General features: G+C 50.8%; 22 protein-coding genes. 15 read left to right on the top strand and 7 right to left on the bottom strand.

The window, feature by feature from the left end; translation table 11 throughout:
- Nucleotides 1–103: 103 nt before the first annotated feature.
- Nucleotides 104–1,078, bottom strand: a complete 975-nt coding sequence (hemB, locus tag IB196_RS17475; protein WP_005125012.1) for a porphobilinogen synthase — start codon at nt 1,076–1,078, stop codon at nt 104–106.
- 505 nt (nt 1,079–1,583) lie between these two features.
- On the opposite strand from hemB, the gene ehaB reads away from it, so the two are divergent.
- Both ehaB and iprA read left to right on the top strand, forming a co-directional pair.
- Complete coding sequence (gene ehaB / locus IB196_RS17470) at nt 1,584–4,502, top strand: autotransporter adhesin EhaB (protein ID WP_188232298.1); 2,919 nt, start codon at nt 1,584–1,586, stop codon at nt 4,500–4,502.
- Between the two features lie 86 nt (nt 4,503–4,588).
- Entirely contained in the window at nt 4,589–5,212 is a 624-nt protein-coding gene (iprA, locus tag IB196_RS17465) for a hydrogen peroxide resistance inhibitor IprA (RefSeq protein WP_188232299.1), read from the top strand.
- 1 nt (nt 5,213) lies between these two features.
- Here iprA and ampH read toward each other — a convergent pair whose 3' ends face one another.
- Nucleotides 5,214–6,371: a D-alanyl-D-alanine-carboxypeptidase/endopeptidase AmpH gene (gene ampH / locus IB196_RS17460; protein WP_040232770.1), complete on the bottom strand. Its 1,158-nt coding sequence runs from the start codon at nt 6,369–6,371 to the stop codon at nt 5,214–5,216.
- 381 nt (nt 6,372–6,752) lie between these two features.
- On the opposite strand from ampH, the gene sbmA reads away from it, so the two are divergent.
- Entirely contained in the window at nt 6,753–7,973 is a 1,221-nt protein-coding gene (gene sbmA, locus IB196_RS17455) for a peptide antibiotic transporter SbmA (protein ID WP_005120954.1), read from the top strand.
- A gap of 15 nt (nt 7,974–7,988) precedes the next feature.
- Nucleotides 7,989–9,092: a DUF1615 domain-containing protein gene (locus IB196_RS17450; protein ID WP_188232300.1), complete on the top strand. Its 1,104-nt coding sequence runs from the start codon at nt 7,989–7,991 to the stop codon at nt 9,090–9,092.
- Here the strand turns inward: IB196_RS17450 and IB196_RS17445 are convergent.
- Nucleotides 9,077–9,400: a YaiY family protein gene (locus IB196_RS17445; RefSeq protein ID WP_188232301.1), complete on the bottom strand. Its 324-nt coding sequence runs from the start codon at nt 9,398–9,400 to the stop codon at nt 9,077–9,079. The genes IB196_RS17450 and IB196_RS17445 overlap by 16 nt on opposite strands.
- Nucleotides 9,401–9,664: 264 nt before the next feature.
- Here IB196_RS17445 and IB196_RS17440 point away from each other — a divergent pair, with 264 nt between their 5' ends.
- Nucleotides 9,665–9,886 (top strand): DUF2754 domain-containing protein, encoded by a 222-nt coding sequence (locus IB196_RS17440; RefSeq protein ID WP_005120949.1) that lies wholly within the window; start codon nt 9,665–9,667, stop codon nt 9,884–9,886.
- Between the two features lie 22 nt (nt 9,887–9,908).
- Here IB196_RS17440 and ddlA read toward each other — a convergent pair whose 3' ends face one another.
- Entirely contained in the window at nt 9,909–11,003 is a 1,095-nt protein-coding gene (ddlA, locus tag IB196_RS17435; protein ID WP_005120948.1) for a D-alanine--D-alanine ligase, read from the bottom strand.
- Nucleotides 11,004–11,304: 301 nt separating this feature from the next.
- On the opposite strand from ddlA, the gene IB196_RS17430 reads away from it, so the two are divergent.
- The 5 genes from IB196_RS17430 (at nt 11,305) to adrA (ending at nt 16,187) form a co-directional block, all read left to right on the top strand.
- Nucleotides 11,305–12,501 (top strand): multidrug efflux MFS transporter, encoded by a 1,197-nt coding sequence (locus IB196_RS17430; protein WP_040232763.1) that lies wholly within the window; start codon nt 11,305–11,307, stop codon nt 12,499–12,501.
- 248 nt (nt 12,502–12,749) lie between these two features.
- On the top strand, nt 12,750–12,992 hold the full coding sequence (locus IB196_RS17425) for a sigma-S stabilization anti-adapter protein IraP (protein WP_005120945.1): 243 nt from the start codon (nt 12,750–12,752) through the stop codon (nt 12,990–12,992).
- Nucleotides 12,993–13,096: 104 nt separating this feature from the next.
- Nucleotides 13,097–14,512 (top strand): alkaline phosphatase, encoded by a 1,416-nt coding sequence (gene phoA / locus IB196_RS17420; RefSeq protein WP_040232762.1) that lies wholly within the window; start codon nt 13,097–13,099, stop codon nt 14,510–14,512.
- A 147-nt stretch (nt 14,513–14,659) separates the two neighbouring features.
- Entirely contained in the window at nt 14,660–14,980 is a 321-nt protein-coding gene (gene psiF / locus IB196_RS17415) for a phosphate starvation-inducible protein PsiF (RefSeq protein WP_005120942.1), read from the top strand.
- Between the two features lie 91 nt (nt 14,981–15,071).
- Nucleotides 15,072–16,187: a diguanylate cyclase AdrA gene (gene adrA, locus IB196_RS17410; RefSeq protein WP_137378455.1), complete on the top strand. Its 1,116-nt coding sequence runs from the start codon at nt 15,072–15,074 to the stop codon at nt 16,185–16,187.
- Between the two features lie 14 nt (nt 16,188–16,201).
- Here adrA and proC read toward each other — a convergent pair whose 3' ends face one another.
- Nucleotides 16,202–17,011: a pyrroline-5-carboxylate reductase gene (gene proC / locus IB196_RS17405; RefSeq protein ID WP_005120940.1), complete on the bottom strand. Its 810-nt coding sequence runs from the start codon at nt 17,009–17,011 to the stop codon at nt 16,202–16,204.
- A gap of 189 nt (nt 17,012–17,200) precedes the next feature.
- Between proC and IB196_RS17400 the strand changes: the two genes are divergently transcribed.
- The 4 genes from IB196_RS17400 (at nt 17,201) to ppnP (ending at nt 19,698) form a co-directional block, all read left to right on the top strand.
- Complete coding sequence (locus IB196_RS17400) at nt 17,201–17,656, top strand: YaiI/YqxD family protein (protein ID WP_005120939.1); 456 nt, start codon at nt 17,201–17,203, stop codon at nt 17,654–17,656.
- 184 nt (nt 17,657–17,840) lie between these two features.
- Nucleotides 17,841–18,386 (top strand): shikimate kinase AroL, encoded by a 546-nt coding sequence (gene aroL, locus IB196_RS17395; protein WP_040232759.1) that lies wholly within the window; start codon nt 17,841–17,843, stop codon nt 18,384–18,386.
- 278 nt (nt 18,387–18,664) lie between these two features.
- Nucleotides 18,665–19,342: an AroM family protein gene (locus IB196_RS17390; protein WP_005120936.1), complete on the top strand. Its 678-nt coding sequence runs from the start codon at nt 18,665–18,667 to the stop codon at nt 19,340–19,342.
- 71 nt (nt 19,343–19,413) lie between these two features.
- Complete coding sequence (gene ppnP, locus IB196_RS17385; RefSeq protein ID WP_003021477.1) at nt 19,414–19,698, top strand: pyrimidine/purine nucleoside phosphorylase; 285 nt, start codon at nt 19,414–19,416, stop codon at nt 19,696–19,698.
- 93 nt (nt 19,699–19,791) lie between these two features.
- Here ppnP and rdgC read toward each other — a convergent pair whose 3' ends face one another.
- Nucleotides 19,792–20,703, bottom strand: a complete 912-nt coding sequence (rdgC, locus tag IB196_RS17380; protein WP_005120935.1) for a recombination-associated protein RdgC — start codon at nt 20,701–20,703, stop codon at nt 19,792–19,794.
- Nucleotides 20,704–20,794: 91 nt separating this feature from the next.
- Here rdgC and mak point away from each other — a divergent pair, with 91 nt between their 5' ends.
- Nucleotides 20,795–21,703: a fructokinase gene (gene mak / locus IB196_RS17375; RefSeq protein ID WP_005120934.1), complete on the top strand. Its 909-nt coding sequence runs from the start codon at nt 20,795–20,797 to the stop codon at nt 21,701–21,703.
- A 4-nt stretch (nt 21,704–21,707) separates the two neighbouring features.
- On the opposite strand, the gene araJ is transcribed toward mak, so the two are convergent.
- Nucleotides 21,708–22,880 carry an MFS transporter AraJ gene (gene araJ / locus IB196_RS17370; protein WP_005120933.1) on the bottom strand — a complete coding sequence of 391 codons (1,173 nt, stop codon included), beginning with the start codon at nt 22,878–22,880 and terminating at the stop codon, nt 21,708–21,710.
- Between the last annotated feature and the right edge of the window lie 103 nt (nt 22,881–22,983).

Here is a 22,983-nt window from a genome sequence, read left to right as displayed (position 1 = left end):
TCCTCTGTCCTTTTGTGACAGTAGAAGGGCGATGTGTCGGTTAGATGGCGGTTTGGTGACGTTTTATGATAAAACGCCCCGCAGTGCGGGGCGTTGAAAGGAATTAACGCAGGATTTTTTTCTCAGCCAGATCGAGTGCGAAGTAGCTGAAAATCAGATCCGCGCCAGCGCGCTTGATCGAGCCTAAGCTTTCCAGCACCACTTTCTCTTCATCTATAGCACCCGCCATCGCCGCGAATTTGATCATCGCGTATTCACCGCTGACTTGATAAGCGCCAATCGGCAGCTCGGTGCGCTCGCGGATATCGCGCAGAATATCGAGGTATGCGCCAGCCGGTTTGACCATCAGGCAGTCTGCGCCCTGGGCTTCATCCAGCAGCGATTCGCGGATCGCTTCCCGACGGTTCATCGGGTTCATCTGATAGGTTTTACGATCGCCTTTCAGCGCAGTGCCTGCGGCTTCACGGAACGGGCCGTAGAAAGAAGAGGCAAATTTCGTGGAGTAGGACATGATCGCCGTATCGGTGAAGCCCGCAGCGTCCAGCGCCTGGCGAATCGCCTGCACCTGGCCGTCCATCGCGGCGGAAGGCGCGATGAAGTCAGCACCCGCAGCGGCGGCAACCACCGCCTGCTTGCCAAGATTGGCCAGGGTTAAATCGTTATCAACGCCGTGCTCGCATAATACGCCGCAGTGACCGTGCGAAGTGTATTCACAGAAGCAGGTGTCGGACATGACGATCATTTCAGGTACGGTCTGCTTACAGATACGCGACATGCGCGCCACCAGACCGTCTTCTCTCCATGCATCGCTGCCGGTGTCATCGGTGTGGTGGGAAATACCGAAGGTCATGACTGAGCGGATGCCTGCATTAGCAATGCGTTCAATTTCGCGTGCCAGATGCTTCTCCGGAATGCGCATCACGCCTGGCATGGCCTCGATAGCTTTGTAATCGTCGAGTTCTTCTTCAACAAAGATCGGCAACACCAGGTCATTTAAGCTCAGTGTTGTCTCTTCAAACATAGCGCGCAGCGCAGGTGATTTGCGCAGGCGGCGAGGGCGTTGGATTAGGTCTGTCATGGTATGCCTGATGTTTGTGAAATCGAAGGCCGTAGTATACCCGAACCTGAGGGCGGGTGGTTTACGAAAGTTGGCTTTATATTTGGATTTCCCGTGGCGAAAGGCTGAATCATTAGAGCAATTTATTCACATGCATGACAATTTATTTATATTCATTATTTTGTTTATTTTTGTTTTTATTATTTTAAATGTTGATGTGTTTATTTGGCACGTAACGTAACTCTCGCCTATTTATTTTTTATTTGTTTAAGTATTGGGTGGATCATTTGATAATTATATGTGTTAGATATCATATGTTCTATATATTACTGAAAGTGTTTGTATTTTTGTTTTCTCGTTAAGGCTGGGGTAATTCATGATTTTGTCCGGTTTCGGACGGTGCGCAAAGAATAATTGAACCTTTTAGTTGTGAAACTGCATAATCGACCCTGCGAAACATAAAATGTTTTCTTTGCATTGATAATTGATGGATCAACTATATTACGTCCCTGAGGAGGGATGACAAATGCACATCTGGAAAAAGAAACTTGTAGTCTCACAATTAGCATTAGCCTGCACTTTGGCAATCACTTCTCAGGCGAATGCTTCAACCGATATTTCTGGAACCACGTACAACACGTTCTCCCACTATAATGATGATAGTCATACTGATAATTGGTATTACGGTGGTTATGTAGGCTGGTACAATGATGACACCGATAGTATTTATAACGGTGATATTTATCCGGTAATCAATAACGCCACTGTCAACGGTGTTATGTCTATTTCTAAATATTATCTGGATGATGAACTATCTAATAACAACAGCCTGACGATTAAAAATAGTACTATTCACGGTATGGTGATATCCGAGTGTTTGGCCACGGATTGTACTAACTATAGGAGTACCGACTACGACTACGATCGCCTGTCGATGAGCGTCATCAACTCAACGATTGATGACAACTACGAACATTATACCTACAACGGTACCTATAACGATGCGGCTGATACGCACGTTGTCGACGTTTATAACCTGGGTACGGCTATCACGCTGGATCAAGAAGTTGATCTGTCTATCTCCAACAACTCTCACGTTGCGGGTATTACGCTGACTCAGGGTTATGAGTGGGAAGACATTGACGATAACACCGTCAGCACCGGCGTAAACAGCGGCGAAGTGTTTAACAACACCCTTTCTGTCAGCGATTCTACTGTAACCTCTGGTTCATGGTCTGATGAAGGAACCTCCGGCTGGTTTGGCAATACCAGCAATGCAAGCGACTACAGCGGCTCTTATACCGCTGACGATATTGCATTAGCGGTTATTGCACATCTAGGTGCTGACAACGCGATGCAGACGACTGCCACGTTGAGCAACTCCACGCTGATGGGCGACGTGGTGTTCTCCAGCAACTTCGATGAGAACTTCTTCCCGAACGGCGCTGATACTTACCGCGATACCGATGCCGACCTGGATACCAACGGTTGGGATGGTACTGACCGTCTGGATCTTACCCTCAACAACGGTAGTAAGTGGGTGGGCGCGGCGATGTCCGTCCATCAGGTGGACGTTGATGGCGACGGTGTTTATGACAGCTACGATGCGGGCACTGAATACACCTCTACGTTGATCGACATCGCGGCTAACAACCTGTGGCCAGTTTCAACCTATGGTATCGATAGCGACACAACTTCTTATGACGAAAATGGCCATGTGGTGGGCAACGCCGTCTACCAGAGCGGTCTGTTCAACGTTACGCTGAATGGCGCTTCACAGTGGGATACCACCAAAACGTCTCTGATCGACACTCTGGGCATCAACAGCGGTTCGGTTGTCAACGTAGGTGATTCTACCCTGATTTCTGACACCATCTCTCTGACCGGTGCTTCTGCCCTGAACATCAACGAAGATGGTCATGTTGCGACCGATACGCTGTCTATCGACAACAGTTCTGTAACGATTGCTGACGACGTATCTGCTGGCTGGAGCGTGGGTAGTGCTGCACTGTATGCCAACACCATCAACGTTACCAACAACGGTGTTCTGGATGTGGGTAACAGCACAGGTGATGCACTGCAGGTTGATACGCTGAACCTGACCAGCTATACCGACGCTTACAACCATGTTAATGCGGGTGTTTTCGACATCAACAGCACCAACTATGTGTTGAATGCTGACTTGACCAACGATCGTACTAACGACAAAACTCAGGCTAACTACGGTTACGGCGTGATCGCAATGAACTCTGATGGTCACTTGACTATCAATGGTAACGGCGATTCTGACACCTCCTACGATCAGTCTGAAGTTGATAACTATGGTGACCACGTAGCGGCAGCAACCGGTAACTATAAAGTGCGTATCGATAACGCGACCGGCGCTGGTTCTGTTGCTGATTACAAAGGTAACGAGCTGATCTACGTTAACGACACCAACAGCACCGCAACCTTCTCAGCAGCGAACAAAGCTGACCTCGGCGCTTACACCTATCAGGCGCAGCAGCAGGGTAACACCGTTGTTCTGCAGCAGATGGAGCTGACCGACTACGCAAATATGGCTCTGAGCATCCCGTCTGCTAACACCAATATCTGGAACCTGGAACAAGACACCGTCGGTACTCGTCTGACTAACGCGCGTCATGGTCTGGTTGATAACGGTGGCGCATGGGTTAGCTACTTCGGTGGTAGCTTCGATGCGGATAACGGCACCATCAACTACGATCAGGATGTTAACGGCATCATGGTCGGTGTTGATTCCAAAATTGATGGTAACAACGCCAAGTGGATTGTCGGTGCAGCAGCAGGCTTCGCGAAAGGTGATATGAGCGACCGTACCGGTCAGGTGGATCAGGACAGCCAGACTGCCTATATCTACTCTTCTGCTCGCTTTGACAACAACATCTTTGTTGACGGTAACTTAAGCTACTCCCACTTCAACAACGATCTTTCTGCCAACATGAGCAACGGTCAATATGTTGATGGCAGCACTTCTGCTGATGCCTGGGGCTTTGGTCTGAAACTGGGTTACGACCTGAAACTGGGTGATGCTGGTTACGTGGCGCCTTATGGTAGCGTATCCGGTCTGTTCCAGTCTGGTGATGACTATAAACTGAGCAACGACATGAAAGTTGACGGTCAGTCTTATGACAGCATGCGTTATGAACTCGGTGTAGATGCAGGTTATACCTTCGCCTACAGCGAAGATCAGGCGCTGACCCCGTACTTCAAACTGGCCTACGTTTACGATGACTCTAACAATGATTCTAACGTAAACGGTGACTCCATCGACAACGGCGTAGAAGGTTCTGCGGTACGTGTTGGACTGGGGACTCAGTTCAGCTTTACCAAAAACTTCAGTGCCTACACCGATGCTAACTACCTCGGTGGTGGCGATGTAGATCAAGACTGGTCTGCGAATGCTGGTGTTAAATATACCTGGTAATAAATTTCTCATTGAGAAAAAGATAATTTAATCCAGAAAAATGCCCGTCACGGATTTGACGGGCATTTATTGCAAGGAGTGCGCACATGCTATCTACAAATAAACCTCTTTTGGAATTTTGTAAGCTTGATAAATGTTTGTCAAAATATGGTAAACATTTTAAATATGATAACAAAAAACAAATTATATATTCCAGTGATATAAATGGCGACGATACCTTTATTATTTTAAGCGGTGTTGTTTCCCTGCGTAGAGGGGAAAGCGTGCTGGTCGGGATTGTACAGGCACCTTTTATTATGGGCCTTTCGGATGGCGTAATGAAAACAGATGTACCATACAGATTAATAACCGAAAGTAATTGTACGGGATATCATCTTCCTGCCTCACAAACGATTAATATCATTGAACAATGCCAGCTTTGGCGCGAAGCTTTTTGCTGGTTAGCATGGCAAAACTGCATGCTTGAAATGCGCGACTTGCAGTTGATTGGCAATAACTCCTACGATCAGAACCGTGCGACGCTGATATCCATGACGGAATGGGACGACGTTCTGCGTTCGCGTATCGGCGTCATGAACTATATTCACCAACGCACGCGAATTTCACGCTCAGTTGTTGCTGAGGTTCTCGCGGCTTTGCGTAAAGGTGGTTACATTGAAATGAATAAAGGCAAACTGGTGAACATTAACCGTTTGCCTTTTGAGTATTGAATCAGGAGGCGGGAATAACCTGCGGTTTGTTGCCGCTCAGTTCGCTCACCAGATTGTTGATCCCGTCGCTCATATTGGTAAAGCGGGTCAGCGGGGAGCGGGTCACCACGACAAAGGCCCCGACGTTTTGCTGTGGGATCATCGCCATATAAGTAATGAAGCCACCGCCGCCACCGGTTTTTTGAATAATTCCTGGACGCCCATTCTTCGGCGCCATATAGACCCAGCCCAAACCAAGCGCATCGGCCTTGCCCGGCACATCCATCCCTATCACTTTGGTTAACTGCGTACGCTGATAAATCAGCGTCTGCATCCGGTCGGCCTGCTGGCTACGATGGTAAAAATCAGAAGAGAGATACTGCTGCATCCAGCGCATCATATCGCCTGGCGTTGAATAGACGCCGCCGCTGCCCATCGCCGCCAGCGTATTGTTACACGGGCTGGCGCCTTTTTCCGCGACCATCAGACGTCGGCATTGATCGGGGGATGGGGTAAAGGTGGTGTCTTTCATCCCCAACGGACGGGTAATTTTTTCTTCAAACAGCTGTGGATAAGGCTTACCAGAGGCAGTTCCCAGCGCATCGGCCAGCAGGTCAAACGCCAGGTTCGAATAGGAAGCCTGCGAGCCCGGTGCGGCTTTTAGCGTGGCGGTAGAGAGATAGCTCCAGCGCTGTTCGCGAGTCGGCCAGACAAAGACCGGGCGTTTTGCCGCGCCGCCAGGCTGCTCGCGTGGCAGCGCGCTGGTATGCGTCGCCAGATTCACCAGCGTAATCGGCGTGCCCTGATAAGTCGGCACGCGTGCGCCTGGTGGTGCATATTTACTCAATGGATCGTTGAGTTTAACTGTGCCCTGATCGAGCAATTTCACTAACATTTCGCTGGTCATTAATTTGGTCAACGACGCGATGCGAATGACGGAATCCAACTGCGGGTGAACATTATTGCCGGGGCGCGTTTCACCAAAGCTACGAAACACGCGCTGATTACCATCAATCACCACAAGCGCCATCCCCGTAGCACCACTGCCGTAGAAAATATGATCGGCATACCGGTCGACGATGTCAGAGGCAAAGACGGGATCGGTTATAGGCTGTGCCGCCTGGACTGATGTCAATGACGCCGCACACAGCGCGGCAGAAAAAAGCAGACTACGTTTCAACGGTGGTGTCCATGAGTTAGAGGAAATAAAAGATGACGTGCGTATGCGTATTTATACTACTCGTTGGCATATTGCAAAGCGCTTATCAGCCAATGATAGTGGGAAAAACGTAACGATGAGTAAACGTGGGCTTTTCCCGGAGAGTGGATGTTCGCTTTTGTGATCTCACGCTGTAATAATCTGAACATGCCGGAACGCTGTCGGTGTGAAAACCGCAGAAACAATTCTACAAAACCAGATAGCGAACTAAGTGCGTCGGTTCTGGTCACAATTGTCGGTTTCAGCTTGTGTTTATTGGGCGTAAGCCGTCTTGCCGCGGTAAACCACCGTGGCAAATGCACAGCAGTCGTCATAACGATAAGAAGTTAGCAGGAGAGCACTATGTTTAAGTCTTTTTTCCCAAAGCCGGGACCGTTCTTTATTTCGGCATTTATTTGGGCACTGGTCGCTGTTGTATTTTGGCAGGCTGGTGGGGGAGCCTGGGTTGCACAGATTACCGGCGCATCGGGGGATGTACCGATTAGCGCGGCGCGATTCTGGTCACTGGATTATCTGATTTTTTATGCGTACTACATTCTGTGCGTTGGCGTGTTTGCGCTGTTCTGGTTTATCTACAGTCCGCACCGCTGGCAGTACTGGTCGATACTCGGTACCTCGCTGATTATCTTCGTTACCTGGTTTCTGGTTGAAGTCGGCGTCGCTGTCAACGCCTGGTATGCCCCGTTCTACGACCTGATTCAAACCGCACTCAGCACGCCGCATAAGGTGAAGATTGAGCAGTTCTATCAGGAAGTGGGGATCTTTCTCGGGATTGCGCTGATAGCCGTCGTCATTGGCGTGATGAACAACTTCTTTGTCAGCCATTACGTCTTCCGTTGGCGTACCGCGATGAACGAACATTATATGGCGCACTGGCAGCATCTGCGTCATATCGAAGGTGCGGCGCAACGTGTGCAGGAAGACACTATGCGTTTCGCTTCCACGCTGGAAGACATGGGCGTAAGTTTTATTAACGCGATTATGACGCTGATTGCCTTCCTGCCGGTACTGGTTACGCTTTCTGCGCATGTCCCGGATCTGCCGATTGTTGGACATATTCCTTACGGTCTGGTGATTGCCGCGATTGTCTGGTCGTTGATGGGGACCGGGCTGCTGGCCGTGGTGGGGATCAAACTGCCTGGGCTGGAGTTCAAAAATCAGCGGGTGGAAGCGGCGTACCGTAAAGAGCTGGTGTACGGTGAAGATGATGGTAATCGCGCGACGCCGCCCACGGTTCGCGAGCTGTTCCACGCGGTACGTCAAAACTACTTTCGCCTCTATTTTCACTATATGTACTTCAATATCGCCCGTATTCTTTACCTACAGGTTGATAACGTTTTCGGCTTGTTCCTGCTGTTTCCATCGATTGTTGCCGGTACGATTACGCTCGGTCTGATGACGCAAATCACCAACGTGTTTGGTCAGGTACGTGGCTCGTTCCAGTATCTGATTAACTCCTGGACAACGTTAGTGGAACTGATGTCTATTTATAAGCGTCTGCGCAGCTTTGAACGAGAGCTTGATGGTCAGGATATTCAGGAAGTTACCCATACGCTGAGTTAATAATAAGGAGATGTTATGTCGACGGTTTCCCGTCTTTACCCCTTGTCTGGTCTTGCTGCACTGGTGCTGGTGGGATGTAGTAGCCAACCCGCGCAGCCGCTAAAAAAGGGGGAGAAAGCCGTCGATGTGGCGAGCGTGGTGCGGCAAAAAATGCCCGCCAGCGTGAAAGACCGGGACGCGTGGGCGCAGGATTTGGCGAAAACGTTTGCCAGCCAGAAGCTGGTGCCGACGGTTGAAAACATCTGTTCGGTGCTGGCGGTCGCGCAGCAGGAGTCCAACTATCAGGCCGATCCGGTTGTCCCGAATTTAAGCAAAATAGCCTGGAAAGAGATTGACCGCCGCGCCGAGCGTATGCATATCCCAGTATTTTTGGTGCATACCGCGCTGAAGATTAACTCGCCAACGGGGAAAAGCTACAGCGAGCGTCTGGATTCTGTGAAGACGGAAAAGCAGCTTAGCGCCATTTTTGATGATTTTATCAACATGGTACCGATGGGGCAGACGTTATTTAGTTCGCTTAATCCGGTGCATACCGGGGGGCCGATGCAGGTCAGCATCGCCTTTGCCGAGCAGCATACTTCCGGGTATCCGTGGCAAATGGAAGGAACCGTGCGCCAGGAAGTCTTTACCCTGCGCGGCGGACTGTGGTTCGGCACGTATCACTTGCTGAATTACCCGGCGAACTATAGCGCGCCCATCTTCCGTTTCGCGGATTTTAATGCGGGATGGTACGCCAGCCGTAATGCGGCGTTTCAGAATGCCGTCAGCAAAGCCAGTGGTGTGAAGCTGGCGCTGGATGGGGATTTGATTCTCTATAACAGCAAAGAACCGGGTAAAACGGAGCTGGCGGTACGCAAGCTTGCCGGGAAGCTGGGGATGAGTGAGAGCGATATCCATCGTCAGTTGCAAAAAGGCGACAGCCTGGCCTTCGAGGAGACTGCGCTGTACGAGAAGATGTATAAGCTGGCGGAAGCGAAGGCAGGAAAAGCGTTACCACGGGAAGTGCTGCCAGGTATTCAACTGGAAAGCCCGAAGATTACGCGTAATTTGACCACGGCATGGTTTGCCAAACGCGTGGACGATCGTCGGGCGAAGTGTATGGGTCAGTCATCGTTGTGATGACGATGGTGCCAGCGCACCGCCGCCGCGATGACGCCAAGGATAAGGCAGCCAGTGAGGAAGGGAATCAGTCCAAACAGGGTGCCGACGCCTAAGCCAATTTCAACGCGTGGGCGCCCGGTCTCGTGCATCTGTAGCTGCATCAGTTCTTCATAGATACCGGGCGCATGGGCTAACAGATTTAAAATCTGAGCCCCGGCCCAGAAGCAAAACAGCACAAAAACGGCATACGCAATGTTGCCGGGCAGAGAGGAGGTATCTCGATGCTTGCCCTTAAACAGGGATTTTGAGAGCGTAAAATCAGCCATAGGGACCTCCAAGAAATATCCTGCGTTGTCGATGCCATACCAGTAACTGACAGTGAGTCTGACAGGTGATCGGGATTGTCAATATCAGAATGATGGTAATTTCAGGTAGAGATTATTCCTGGATTTTGATTTTTTGTTGAGCGTCACAAATGTGTAACCTTAAGTTAAATTGATTCACATTTCAGAATTTCCGCACAGGACACAGACGCCCGCAGTGAAATGTGCGAGGATGCTGTTCAACGATGTACTTCCACCGGAGCTGTTATGAACCTGCCTGTAAAAATTCGTCGCGACTGGCACTATTACGCGTTTGCCATTGGGCTGATCTTTATTCTGAATGGCGTGGTGGGATTATTGGGTTTTGAAGCGAAAGGATGGCAAACCTATGCGGTGGGGCTGGTTACGTGGGTGATTAGCTTTTGGCTCGCGGGACTTATTATTCGCCGCCGTGCCGATGAGGATGAAGATGTCAAGGATGCCCAATAGTTATCGGGCATCCTGTCTGCTTTTACATGCTGGTTTTCAGCGCGCTATCGGCAGCGTGGCGCTCCAGCGCCAGCTCGATCAGACGTGTGATCAGATCGGTATAGCCTAAGCCGCTGGCCTGCCACAGTTTGGGATACATACTGATGTTGGTAAAGCCCGGTAGCGTGTTGATCTCGTTGATCACCACGTCATTCTCTGCGGTCAGGAACACATCCACTCGCGCCATCCCGGCGCAACCCAGGGTCTGGTAAGCCTGAATAGCGATTTCACGGATCTTGTCGTTAATTTCTGAGGCGATCGCCGCCGGAACCACGACTTTGGCACCGTTATCGTCAATATATTTGGTATCGTACGCGTAGAAATCGCTGTTCAGGACGATCTCGCCACAGGTGCTGGCCTGCGGGTGATCGTTACCCAGTACCGCACATTCGATCTCGCGGCCTTTGATCCCTTGTTCCACCACCACTTTATGATCGAACTCAAACGCCAGTGCAACAGCCTGGTTGTATTGCGCTTCGCTGGTGACTTTGCTGACGCCAACGGATGATCCCTGGTTGGCTGGCTTCACAAACAGCGGCAGACCCAGACGCGATTCGACCTCAGCAAAGCTGATGGCATTGCGATTGGCGCGGGTGAGCGTAATAAATGGCGCGATGTTTAATCCGGCATCGCGCAGCAGACGTTTGGTGATATCTTTATCCATGCAGGCCGCAGAGCCCAGTACATCAGAACCGACGAACGGTAAATTTGCCACGCGCAGCATGCCTTGCAGTGAACCATCTTCACCCAGCGTGCCGTGCACGATAGGGAAAATAACATCGACCGTTGGCAGCGGCTGACCGTTTTGTGCATCGATCAGCTGCTGTTCTTGTTTACCCGGTACCTGCGCCAGGCTGGTGGCGGAAGGGCGCAACGCAATGCGTGCCGGATCGTCAGAGTTGAGCAGATAGTTGCTGGCATCGCTCACGTGCCACTGCCCTTGTTTATCAATACCTAACAGCACAACGTCAAAGCGAGTCTTGTCGATGGCATCGACAATATTTTTTGCCGATTGCAATGACACTTCATGTTCCGCTGATTTACCACCAAATACGATTCCTACTCGCAACTTTGCCATCTTAAAAACCCATTCCTTGAATGCAAAGCACATACATTACCACGACAAAACGCAGGATTCCTCGGCTTCTGGCAGATTGTTTTGGTGGATTCCCCGGGAATGAATACGCACAAACCCATAGGGCATGTTAGCAGCATAATTCCCTGTATCTAATAGGGGGTTGATGTGATGGATATCACAAATATGATGAGCGGGGAGATAAAATACTAAACTGTGAAACATCGCACCTCTGAACCCTCGTTTGAAGGCGTAATTTGTTAAGCTGCTCGCAGTTTTCAGCTATTTACCGTTATGAGTCCTTATGGAATCCTGGAGAGTTAACCTTATTTCCGTGTGGTTCGGTTGCTTTTTCACCGGACTTGCAATCAGCCAAATCCTGCCTTTTCTGCCGCTCTATATCTCCCAACTGGGAGTCACCTCGCACGAAGCGCTCTCAATGTGGTCCGGGTTAACGTTTAGCGTCACGTTTCTTATTTCTGCCATTGTTTCACCGATGTGGGGCAGTTTAGCTGACCGTAAAGGGCGTAAGCTGATGCTGTTACGGGCCTCGCTGGGGATGGCAATTGCCATTTTGCTGCAGGCATTTGCCACTAACGTCTGGCAGCTTTTTCTGCTGCGCGGGGTGATGGGGTTAACGTCGGGATACATTCCCAATGCGATGGCGTTGGTGGCGTCGCAAGTCCCGCGAGAACGCAGTGGTTGGGCGTTGAGCACGCTCTCAACGGCGCAAATTAGTGGGGTGATTGGCGGGCCGCTGATGGGCGGTTTTATTGCCGACCATGTTGGCTTACGTGCGGTATTTTGTATTACCGCCGCACTGTTGGTAGTGAGTTTTATGGTCACACTGTTCTTAATTAAAGAGGGTGTCCGACCGACGATTAAAAAAAGCGAGCGTTTAAGCGGGAAAGCTGTTTTTGCTTCGTTACCGTATCCCGCGCTGGTCATTAGTCTGTTTTTTACCACCATGGTGATTCAACTGTGTAACGGCTCAATTGGCCCCATTCTGGCGCTGTTTATCAAATCGATGGTGCCAGATAGCGCAAATATTGCCTTTCTCAGCGGCCTGATTGCCTCGGTTCCCGGCATATCCGCTTTGATTTCAGCGCCACGTCTTGGAAAGTTGGGCGACAGAATTGGTACTGAACGGATCCTGATGGCAACGCTCATCTTCGCCGTGGTGCTGTTTTTCGCTATGTCATGGGTTACCACTCCGCTGCAGTTAGGGATACTACGTTTTCTGCTCGGCTTTGCCGATGGTGCAATGCTGCCTGCGGTGCAAACGCTATTAGTGAAATACTCCAGCGAGCAAATTACCGGGCGCATCTTTGGGTATAACCAGTCGTTTATGTATCTTGGAAACGTCGCTGGACCCTTGATGGGGGCAACCGTATCGGCCATGGCGGGTTTCCGCTGGGTCTTTATCGCTACCGCGAGCATTGTGCTTATTAATATCTGGCAACTGGCTATCGCGTTGCGACGCCGGCGTCTCGCTCGCTGAATGGCGGATTAACAACGCGGGTTGCCAGCGTTGTTAATCCATAATTGAAGATTATATATCTGGGTGACTATTAATCTCCTTACCCTTTTATATTGAATTATTCTGCAGAAAGCGTCATTCCCCCTTATTTTGTGTTGTGATTGTTTTCGCAAAATGTTTTATTTCTGCAATAAATACAACTTTCATCCTCTAGGAAGTTGTGAGTCTTAGTGATAACGTGGCCTTTATTTAGTTAAGGGAATACGAAAATGAAAAATCTCATCACTGAGTTGTTACTTAAGCTCGCCCAAAAAGAAGAAGAGTCGCAAGACCTGGCCGCGCAAGTCGCAACGTTAGAGCGGGTCATCATGGAAATGCTGCGCAACATGGCAACAAATGAGCAGCAAACACTGATTCGTCAAATAGAAGACGCGCTGGCAGGGGTAAGTCAAATGCCCGCATTTCTGACGACCATGCACAGTGCTGGCGAGAACGTATCTAAAACGTGTTGAGATATCTGCAGATACTTATCGACGAATTATCATAAAAGTGTCACATCAAATACTTATAGTCGCTTTGTTTTAATTTTACCGTATTTGTACATGGAGAAAATAAAGTGAAACAAAGCGCACTCGCTATTGCCCTGTTACCCTTGCTGTTTACCCCGGTTATTCATGCAGAAACATCTACCGTAGCGGCTATGGATAATCGTGCCGCACAGGGAGATATCACCACACCGGGTGGCGCGCGTCGATTAACGACTGATCAAACGGCAGCACTACGAGATTCTTTGAACGATAAACCGGCCAAGAATATTATTTTATTGATCGGTGATGGTATGGGGGACTCGGAAATTACCGCTGCGCGAAATTATGCAGAAGGCGCGGGTGGTTTTTTTAAAGGTATTGATGCGTTACCCCTGACCGGACAATACACGCACTACGCGTTGGATAAAAAAACGGGTAAACCTGACTATGTGACCGATTCCGCAGCCTCTGCGACGGCATGGACGACCGGTGTTAAAACATATAACGGTGCGCTGGGCGTTGATATTCACGAAAAAGATCACGCCACTATTCTGGAAATGGCCAAAGCTGCCGGTCTGGCGACAGGCAACGTATCCACTGCTGAATTGCAGGATGCCACCCCCGCGGCGCTGGTTGCGCATGTGACGTCGCGTAAATGTTACGGTCCGAGCGTCACCACTGAGAAATGCCCGACGAATGCGCTGGAAAAAGGCGGTAAAGGGTCAATCACCGAACAATTATTGAATGCCCGTGCTGACGTTACGCTGGGCGGCGGGGCAAAAACCTTTGCTGAGACCGCTGCTGCGGGCGAGTGGCAGGGTAAAACGCTGCGTGAACAGGCTCAGGCCCGTGGTTATCAGATGGTCAGTGATACCGCGACGCTGGCAGCCATTACCGAAGCGAATCAGGATAAACCGCTGTTAGGTTTGTTCTCTGATGGCAACATGCCGGTACGCTGGGAAGGGCCAAAAGCGTCTTACCACGGTAACCTTGATAAGCCAGTCGTGACCTGTACGCCCAATCCAAAACGTAACGACACGGTGCCAACGCTTGCACAGATGACGGATAAAGCGATTGAGCTATTAAGTAAGAATGAAAAAGGCTTTTTCCTGCAGGTAGAAGGCGCGTCTATCGATAAGCAGGATCACGCCGCAAACCCGTGCGGTCAGATTGGTGAAACGGTCGATCTGGATGAAGCTGTACAGCGCGCGCTGGCCTTCGCGAAGAAAGACGGCAACACGCTGGTCGTCGTGACCGCTGACCACGCGCATGCCAGCCAGATTGTTGCACCAGACACCAAAGCCCCTGGCCTGACTCAGGCGCTGAATACCAAAGATGGCGCGGTGATGGTTATCAGCTATGGTAACTCGGAAGAGGAATCACAGGAGCATACCGGCAGCCAGCTGCGTATTGCCGCCTATGGCCCGCATGCGGCGAATGTGGTAGGCCTGACCGATCAGACCGACCTGTTTTACACCATGAAAGCGGCGTTAGGGCTGAAGTAACCTGCTATTTGGTCACTTAATTTTAATAATGAGGTGGCTATTTCTGCGTCAGCAACCAGACTTACTACACGTCATCCTTCAAGCAGCCAACATCGAGGTCGCTTGAAAGGTGACGTGTAGAGTGAATACTCACAACAGGATGGTGCTATGAAAATAACATTACTCGTTACCCTATTATTTGGCCTGGTTTTCTTAACTACCGTCGGCGCTGCCGAGAAGACGTTAACCCCGCAACAACAACGTATGACCACCTGCAACCAGCAGGCGACGGCGCAGACCTTAAAAGGGGATGCCCGGAAGACATATATGAGTGATTGCTTGAAAAACAGTCAGTCTGCGCCTGATGAAAAGAGTCTGACGCCGCAGCAGCAGAAAATGCGCGAATGTAACGTTCAGGCAACAGAGCAGTCGCTGAAAGGCGACGATCGTAAAAAATTTATGAGCGCTTGCCTGAAAAAAGCTGCGTAATACATACGGGTGAGCGGATAAAATCGCTCACCCGAAATATCATACTTCCGCCGCCAGACCCCTTTCTATAATTTGGGAAATTTGTTTCAGAATATTCCCAAATACGATGAATGATGAAAACTTTTATCAAAAGAAGGCCGTACCGAATGAAGCATTTTTATCGCTTCATCAAAACGACCACCAACGTTCCGGTCTGCGATTTGCCCGACGGATAAGACTGCCTCGCGCAGTCGGGCTGGGGGGAATGTTTTTCCCCATCGCGTCGGTATTAGTCTCGCAACCCATAACCGGAGGTTGGTGGCTATTACTGGTGGGATGGGCGTTTGTCTGGCCGCACCTTGCGTGGCAGTTGGCGAGTAAAGCGGAAGATCCGCTATACAGTGAATTTACGAATATTAAAGCCGATGCGATCCTCGCTGGCATGTGGGTGGGGATCATGGGGGCAAACCTGCTGCCATCCACGGCGCTGCTGATGATTATCTGCATCAACCTGATGGGCGCAGGTGGGGTGCGATTATTCATCGCTGGCGTTGTGTTGATGGTGGTTTCATGTCTGGTGACGCTACAGTTAACGGATATTCCGGTCGTGTTTAGCAGTACGCAACTGAGCGTGCTGTTGTCGCTGCCGGTACTGGTGATTTATCCGCTGCTGTTTGCCTGGGTTAGCTACCAGACGGTGATCAAATTGGCGGAGCATAAACGCCGCCTGCAGGTCATGAGTACGCGGGATGGAATGACCGGGGTTTATAATCGGCGCCATTGGGAGCTATTGCTGCGCAATGAATTTGATAATTGCCGTCGCCAGCAACGTGATGCCACGTTGCTTATTATCGATATCGACCATTTTAAGAGCATCAATGATACCTGGGGTCATGACGTAGGGGATCAGGCGATTGTTGCGCTGACGCGTCAGTTGCAAATGACGCTGCGCGGCAGTGATGTGATTGGGCGTTTTGGTGGCGATGAGTTTGCGGTAATTATGTGCGGTACACCTGCAGCCAGTGCAATCGCAGCGATGTCGCGCGTCCATGAACGACTTAGCCAGTTACGCTTGTCCTGCGCTCCGCAAGTTGCCCTGCGGATTAGCGTCGGTGTTGCTCCGCTGACTTCTGAAACAGAGCACTATCGGGAGTGGTTGAAGTCAGCGGATATGGCGCTTTACAAAGCAAAGAATGCCGGACGTAACCGTACTGAAGCGGCGGCCTGACGTCCGACCTGCACTCAGGATTTGCTGAGTTTCTCTGATTGTTCCATGCACTTAACCATCGCTTCGATAACTGACGAACGGAAGCCGCGCTCTTCGAGGACGCGCACTGCCTCAATGGTGGTTCCGCCAGGCGAGCACACCATATCTTTCAGTTCTCCAGGATGTTTACCCGTTTCCAGTACCATCTTCGCCGATCCCATGACCGCCTGTGCCGCGAATTTATATGCTTGCGCGCGTGGCATGCCGCCCTTAACGGCGGCATCGGCCATGGCTTCGATAAACATAAACACATAGGCCGGGGCTGAACCGCTGACGCCAACGACCGGGTGAATCATCGATTCTGCGATGACTTCGGCTTCGCCAAAGCAGCGGAAAATATTCAACACATCAGCAGTATCTTCCGGTGTTACCAGCGCATTTGGGGTGACGGACGTCATTCCTGCATTGACCAGTGACGGCGTGTTAGGCATTGCGCGGATAATTTTACGGTCATGACCCAGTGCGCGGGCGAGTTGATCGAGGGTGACGCCCGCCGCAATGGATACCACCAGGGAATCTTTGTTCAGACTGGAGGTGATTTCACTCAGCACCTTAATCATGATGCCTGGCTTCACGGCGCCAAAGACAATATCTGCGATCTGCGCGACTTCTTGCGCAGACTGCGCCGCATTTATGCCGTACTGATCGTGCAGCGCTGCGACTTTATCGGGAGAGGGGGTATAGACCCAGATTTGTCCGGGGAGTACCTGGCCGCTGGCGATCAGGCCGCCAAGAATCGCTTTACCCATATTTCCGCAGCCGATAAAACCAATTTTCTTGTCCATCTTGTCACTCCCTATGCGTGATATTCATTGTTTTATACCCATCATCCTTCAAGTCACTTGAATTATTTAGGGTAAATCTGGGAAAGCTAAGCTTAGCGCGGAATGAAGGCGTTCAGAAGGAGAAACAGCGCTTTGCCTGAAAGTAAAAGCACGAGACAATGTGCAATTGCACATGTGTCTGGAGGTGTTATGACGATTTGGGTGGATGCGGATGCGTGTCCGAATGTGATTAAAGAAATTTTATATCGGGCCTCCGAGCGGATGCAGATGCCGCTCATTTTGGTCGCCAATCAGAGTTTGCGCGTTCCGCCTTCTCGTTTTATCCGCACTTTACGTGTTCCGGCCGGGTTTGATGTCGCCGATAACGAAATTGTGCGCCAGTGCAGCGCTGGAGACCTGGTTGTCACGGCGGATATCCCGCTGGCCTCTGAAGTCATTGAAAAAGGCGCTGCGGCACTCAACCCGCGCGGTGAGCGCTATACCGAGGCGACGATCCGTGAACGTCTGACGATGCGTGATTTTATGGATACGCTGCGTGCCAGCGGGATCCAGACCGGGGGGCCTGACAGCCTTTCGCCGCGTGACAGGCAACATTTTGCGGCTGAACTGGACAAGTGGTGGCTGGAAGTTCAACGTGGAAAATAATAATTGTAATTTATTTTTTACACTTTCTTCGTTGTGAATTCTTGTTATAGTAGGGTTTAATCGATTTTATCGCCTTATTGGAATATATTCTTTACACTTTGGCGATGTACTAGTTTGATGGTATGATTATAACTTTAACAGCATCAGATCCCGCTTACCTGCGGTTCTCTGGGGAACTTCTGTGATGACACAACCGCTTTATCTTGTTGGCCCCCGGGGGTGTGGTAAGACGACAACCGGTATGGCGCTGGCGAAAGCCATCGACTTTCAGTTCGTTGATACCGATCGTTGGTTGCAATCACACCTGCAGATGACGGTGGCTGAAATTGTTGAAAGAGAAGGATGGGAAGGTTTTCGCGCCCAGGAAACGACCGCCTTGCAGGCCGTTACGGCCCCCTCAACAGTCGTGGCGACCGGCGGCGGTATTATTCTTACTGAATATAATCGTCACTACATGCGTAGTCACGGCATGGTCATCTATTTAAACGCACCAGTATCGGTACTGGTAAACCGCCTGGAAGTGGCGCCTGAAGAAGGATTGCGCCCGACGTTGACCGGCAAGCCATTAACCGAAGAAGTGCAGGAAGTTCTTGAACAGCGCGATACGCTGTATCGTGAAGCGGCGCATTATATTGTTGATGCGACGAATGAACCTTCGCAGGTTGTGGCTGATATTCTTGTGATACTGTCGCAAGCCCGGTCACGGCTACAGGGCGGAGCTTATTGTTAAGGGTTTCCCGATATAGACCGATCTTTCCACTCAATCCTGGGCGCGCAGACATATTATCTGTCCTCTGCCGGAGCGTGCCTGTATCACAATTTTTGCACCTCCTGCTATAGCGCGGAAAGTGAAAATTAAACGATAACAATATAGTACTGGAATGATTTGGAATCTTTACACTATGCATCGCCGATCTGCTGCTACGCTTTTGAGCATTTGTAGCGCAGGTCAGTACCCGGCATTTGTCCGGGGATTCACGGCAAAGTAAGAAGACGGTGGAACAACAAATGAGTACGTCGTTGGCTATCCTCACGATTGGTGTTGTGCCGATGTGTGAGGTGTTACCGCTCCTGACGGAATATATCGATGAACAACACATAACTCACCACAGCCTGCTGGGACAGATGCGGCGAGAAGAGGTGATGGCCGAGTATGCGGTCTCGCCCGGTGACGAGTCGTTATTGACGCTGCTGAGCGACCATCAACTGGCTCATGTCTCGCGCCAGAAAGTCGAACGCGATTTGCAAAGTATTGTTGAAGTGCTGGATAACCAGGGTTTTGACGTTATTTTGCTGATGAGTACGGCCTCAATTACCCGCCTGACGGCCCGCAATAGTATCCTGCTGGAGCCTTTACGCATTATTCCTCCCCTGGTGGCCTCAATTGTGGAAGGGCATCAGGTTGGGGTGATTGTGCCGGTCGCCGAATTGCTCCTGACCCAGGAACAAAAATGGCAGGTGCTACAGACGCCCCCCGTCTATGCCGTGGCAAACCCGATTCACGGTTCTGAACAACAGCTGATTGATGCCGGAAAAGATCTGCTTGAGCAGGGCGCTGATGTTCTCATGCTGGATTGTTTGGGTTTTAACCAACGCCATCGTGATTTACTGCAAAAGTCGCTGGATGTCCCGGTTCTTCTGTCTAACGTACTGATTGCCCGACTGGCATCCGAGTTGCTCGCTTAATTTTGCGTGACAGGTACAACGTCAGGCCCCTATATTGGTTATCAACTTAATCACGAGATAGGGCCAGTTGTATGCTTCAAAGTAATGAATACTTTTCCGGCAAAGTAAAATCGATTGGTTTTACCAGCAGCAGTACTGGCCGCGCCAGCGTTGGCGTTATGGCGGAAGGTGAATACACCTTTGGTACAGCGGCACCTGAAGAGATGACGGTGGTAAGCGGTGCGTTAAATGTGTTACTGCCGGGGGAAACTGAGTGGAAAGTATATGCCGCAGGAGACGTGTTTAACGTACCGGGCAACAGTGAGTTTCATCTGCAGGTAGCAGAGCCAACATCCTATCTTTGCCGCTATCTGTAATTGTTTATTGCCTGATAGTACTCACTTATCTGGCCTACAATATGCGTAGGCCAGATAAGTCGCAAGGGGTGACATCTGGCAATACGAAGTCACTCAGCGTTGTGCTTCGCCGCCTAATCCTTCCACCAGGCTTTTAATCAACGCGGCCAGTTCACCCGTCATCAGGATGAAATCGGCATCAAAACGTTGAGCGTAGTCTTCACGGTCGATGTCTTCATTTTGATCGCGCAGTTCATCGCTGAACTTCAGACGCTTAATGGAACCGTCGTCACACATAACGAACTGAATACGCTGCTGCCAGTCGAGCGCCAGCTTGGTGACCAGTTTGCCTGCTTCGATGTGTACGGCAATTTCATCGCAAACCAGATCCTGTTTCTTCGCGCGGATCACGCCGCCGTCTTCCAGCATCGCTTTCAGTTCGGCTTCATCCAGTAACTGGAAACCTTGCGCCGTTGTGCCGGAGCGAACCCATTCGGTCAGCGTTAGCTCAATAGGGTTTTCCATCGTCAGCGGAACGACCGGCAGTGAACCGAGGCTCTTACGCAGCAGCGCCAGCGTATCTTCCGCTTTCTTCGCGCTTGCACAGTCGACCATGATCAGGTCATTGACGGTGTCGATCCACATCATTGTCTGGCTGAAGCGGCTAAAAGCGCGCGGCAGCAATGAGTGCAACACTTCATCTTTCAGCGAGTCTTTTTCGGTCTTCTTGAGTTTGCGACCTTGCTCAGCTTCCAGTTTGATTATTTTGGCTTCCAGCGCCTGTTTGATAACCGGCGACGGCAGAATTTTTTCTTCTTTGCGGGCGCAGATAATAATTTGGCCATTGGCGGTATGCGTTAATGCATCGCTGTGCGATCCCATCGGCGGAACCCAGCCCATTTTTGCCATATCCTGGCTACCGCAAGGGGTGAACGTCATTGATGCCAGCTGTTTTTCCATCTCTTCGGCACGCAAAGAAACATCGCGGCTAAGACGGTAAACCATTAAATTTTTGAACCACAGCATGATAATTTCCACGGCCTTGTCGTTAAATCCAGCGGGCATGATAGCGAATTGTCGCTATGCTTGCATTGTTAATCGGGAAGAGGAGTAAACCGTGCGTATAGGTATCGATTTAGGCGGTACGAAAACGGAAGTTATCGCGCTTGGCGATGCGGGTGAACAGCTTTTTCGCCATCGCCTGCCGACGCCGCGTGATGATTATCGACAAACCATAGAAACCATCGCCGCGCTGGTGGAGATGGCGGAAAAAGCCACCGGGCAGACGGGAACCGTAGGGATGGGCATTCCCGGTTCAATTTCGCCCTACACCGGAGTGGTGAAGAATGCCAACTCGACCTGGCTTAACGGGCAGCCTTTTGACAAAGACTTAAGTGCGCGTCTGAACCGCGAAGTCCGCCTGGCAAACGATGCTAACTGCCTGGCTGTGTCTGAAGCGGTCGATGGCGCAGCGGCGGGGGCGCAGACCGTGTTTGCGGTAATTATTGGTACCGGCTGTGGTTCCGGCGTGGCGCTAAATGGCCGGGTGCATACCGGTGGGAATGGCACGGCGGGCGAGTGGGGGCATAATCCGCTGCCGTGGATGGATGATGATGAGCTGCGTTATCGGCAGGAAGTACCCTGTTATTGCGGTAAACAAGGCTGTATTGAAACCTTTATCTCAGGGACCGGTTTTGCCACTGATTATCATCGCCTGAGCGGGAACCCGCTAAAAGGCAGTGAAATTATCCGTCTGGTAAACGAACAGGATGCGCTGGCGGAACAGGCGCTGAGCCGATATGAATTACGCCTGGCGAAATCATTAGCGCATGTGGTGAATATTCTCGACCCGGATGTCATTGTGCTGGGCGGCGGAATGAGCAATGTCGACAGGCTGTACCAAAACGTTCCGTCACTGATTAAGCAGTTTGTTTTTGGCGGTGAGTGTGAAACGCCTCTGCGCAAGGCGTTACACGGTGACTCCAGTGGCGTGCGCGGCGCAGCCTGGCTGTGGCCGCAGGTATAAACGTTTACGTCGCGGGTGCAACCTGTTGTTGCACGCCGCGCTTCAGGCGACCATAGATCAGCAGTGATGACATCGCGGAAAAAGACAGTAGAGCCGCAGGGATCGTGACGTAGTTGTAGGCAAAGCCCAGCGTCAACATTAAGCCGCCGAAGTAAGCGCCAATTGCGCTACCCAGATTAAAGGCCATTTGCCCACCGGCCGCTCCCAGCAGTTCACCGCCCTTCGCGTTTTGTAGCAGTAAAATTTGCAGCGGTGCTGATAGCGCAAATAGACCCGCACAGCAAATAAAGGCGAACGTCAGCGAGGCGGCTTTGATGCCGCCGAATGCAAACAGCAGCAGCAGAGCCAGTACAATCACAAAATCGGTTACTACCGCAATGCGTAGCGGTGTGTAGCGACCAGACAGTCGACCGCTCAGCAGGTTGCCTAACACCATTCCCAGCCCAACCAGCATCATGATGAAAGTCATTAGCGTTGCGGAGAAACCAGAGATGTACATCATGTAGGGTTTTACGTAGCTGAACCAGGCAAAAACACCGGCGTTCCCAAACATGGTGGCGGAGAAAATGAGCCACGGTGCGGGACTTTTCAGAAAGTGAAATTGCTCGCGTAGCCTGCCTTTTGCTTCATCACGGAGGTTGGGTACCCAAAAGATAACCGACAGAATAACGGCGATGTTAAACACGGCAATCAGCAGAAACGTGTAGCGCCAGCTAAATGTCTGACTCAGCCAGGTGCCAACAGGAATGCCAATCAGATTGGCGACGGTCATGCCGGAAATCATGCCTGCTACCGCGGCGGTAACTTTACCAGGGCGCGCCAGCTTTGACAGGATAATCGCGCCGACGCCAAAAAATGCCCCGTGTGGAAATCCGGAGACTAGCCGGCCTACCGCCAGCATAAAATAGCTGGAAGAGAGGGTGAAGATGGCGTTACCGACGACACAGAGTGCGACCAGAAACAGCAGAATATGCTTGAGCGAAAAACGATTGGAAAACACGGCAATAATGGGTGCGCCGATGACAACGCCAAAGGCGTAAAACGAAATCATATGGCCAGCATCGGGGATGGAAATGCCCACGTCACGCGCCAGTTCGGTTAATACGCCCATAATGCCAAACTCGGCCATGCCCAGCCCAAACGTCCCGAGGGCTAAAGAGAAAATGACTTTTTTCATACTACCTGCCAACAATAAAGACGCAGGATGTGCGCCACTGCGTCGAATGCTCGCCGCCAATAAAGGGATAGCTTGCGGATAAGAAAAAGAGATTGCCATTTCA

The sequence above is a fragment of the Citrobacter sp. C6_1 genome (assembly GCF_014596835.2).
Lineage (GTDB): Bacteria > Pseudomonadota > Gammaproteobacteria > Enterobacterales > Enterobacteriaceae > Citrobacter > Citrobacter pasteurii.
Note: the sequence above shows the minus strand (reverse complement) of the source record. Positions and strands in the feature narration are given on the sequence as shown.

What these genes read in the sequence shown, in the direction of transcription:
- ppnP (WP_003021477.1), top strand. Translation starts at nt 19,414, where the DNA reads ATGCTTCAAAGTAATGAATACTTTTCCGGCAAAGTAAAATCGATTGGT.
- psiF (WP_005120942.1), top strand. Translation starts at nt 14,660, where the DNA reads ATGAAAATAACATTACTCGTTACCCTATTATTTGGCCTGGTTTTCTTA.
- proC (WP_005120940.1), bottom strand. Translation starts at nt 17,011, where the DNA reads ATGGACAAGAAAATTGGTTTTATCGGCTGCGGAAATATGGGTAAAGCG.
- araJ (WP_005120933.1), bottom strand. Translation starts at nt 22,880, where the DNA reads ATGAAAAAAGTCATTTTCTCTTTAGCCCTCGGGACGTTTGGGCTGGGC.
- rdgC (WP_005120935.1), bottom strand. Translation starts at nt 20,703, where the DNA reads ATGCTGTGGTTCAAAAATTTAATGGTTTACCGTCTTAGCCGCGATGTT.
- aroL (WP_040232759.1), top strand. Translation starts at nt 17,841, where the DNA reads ATGACACAACCGCTTTATCTTGTTGGCCCCCGGGGGTGTGGTAAGACG.
- IB196_RS17440 (WP_005120949.1), top strand. Translation starts at nt 9,665, where the DNA reads ATGAACCTGCCTGTAAAAATTCGTCGCGACTGGCACTATTACGCGTTT.
- IB196_RS17450 (WP_188232300.1), top strand. Translation starts at nt 7,989, where the DNA reads ATGTCGACGGTTTCCCGTCTTTACCCCTTGTCTGGTCTTGCTGCACTG.
- IB196_RS17400 (WP_005120939.1), top strand. Translation starts at nt 17,201, where the DNA reads ATGACGATTTGGGTGGATGCGGATGCGTGTCCGAATGTGATTAAAGAA.
- IB196_RS17390 (WP_005120936.1), top strand. Translation starts at nt 18,665, where the DNA reads ATGAGTACGTCGTTGGCTATCCTCACGATTGGTGTTGTGCCGATGTGT.
- sbmA (WP_005120954.1), top strand. Translation starts at nt 6,753, where the DNA reads ATGTTTAAGTCTTTTTTCCCAAAGCCGGGACCGTTCTTTATTTCGGCA.
- IB196_RS17445 (WP_188232301.1), bottom strand. Translation starts at nt 9,400, where the DNA reads ATGGCTGATTTTACGCTCTCAAAATCCCTGTTTAAGGGCAAGCATCGA.
- ehaB (WP_188232298.1), top strand. Translation starts at nt 1,584, where the DNA reads ATGCACATCTGGAAAAAGAAACTTGTAGTCTCACAATTAGCATTAGCC.
- IB196_RS17430 (WP_040232763.1), top strand. Translation starts at nt 11,305, where the DNA reads ATGGAATCCTGGAGAGTTAACCTTATTTCCGTGTGGTTCGGTTGCTTT.
- IB196_RS17425 (WP_005120945.1), top strand. Translation starts at nt 12,750, where the DNA reads ATGAAAAATCTCATCACTGAGTTGTTACTTAAGCTCGCCCAAAAAGAA.
- ddlA (WP_005120948.1), bottom strand. Translation starts at nt 11,003, where the DNA reads ATGGCAAAGTTGCGAGTAGGAATCGTATTTGGTGGTAAATCAGCGGAA.
- hemB (WP_005125012.1), bottom strand. Translation starts at nt 1,078, where the DNA reads ATGACAGACCTAATCCAACGCCCTCGCCGCCTGCGCAAATCACCTGCG.
- iprA (WP_188232299.1), top strand. Translation starts at nt 4,589, where the DNA reads ATGCTATCTACAAATAAACCTCTTTTGGAATTTTGTAAGCTTGATAAA.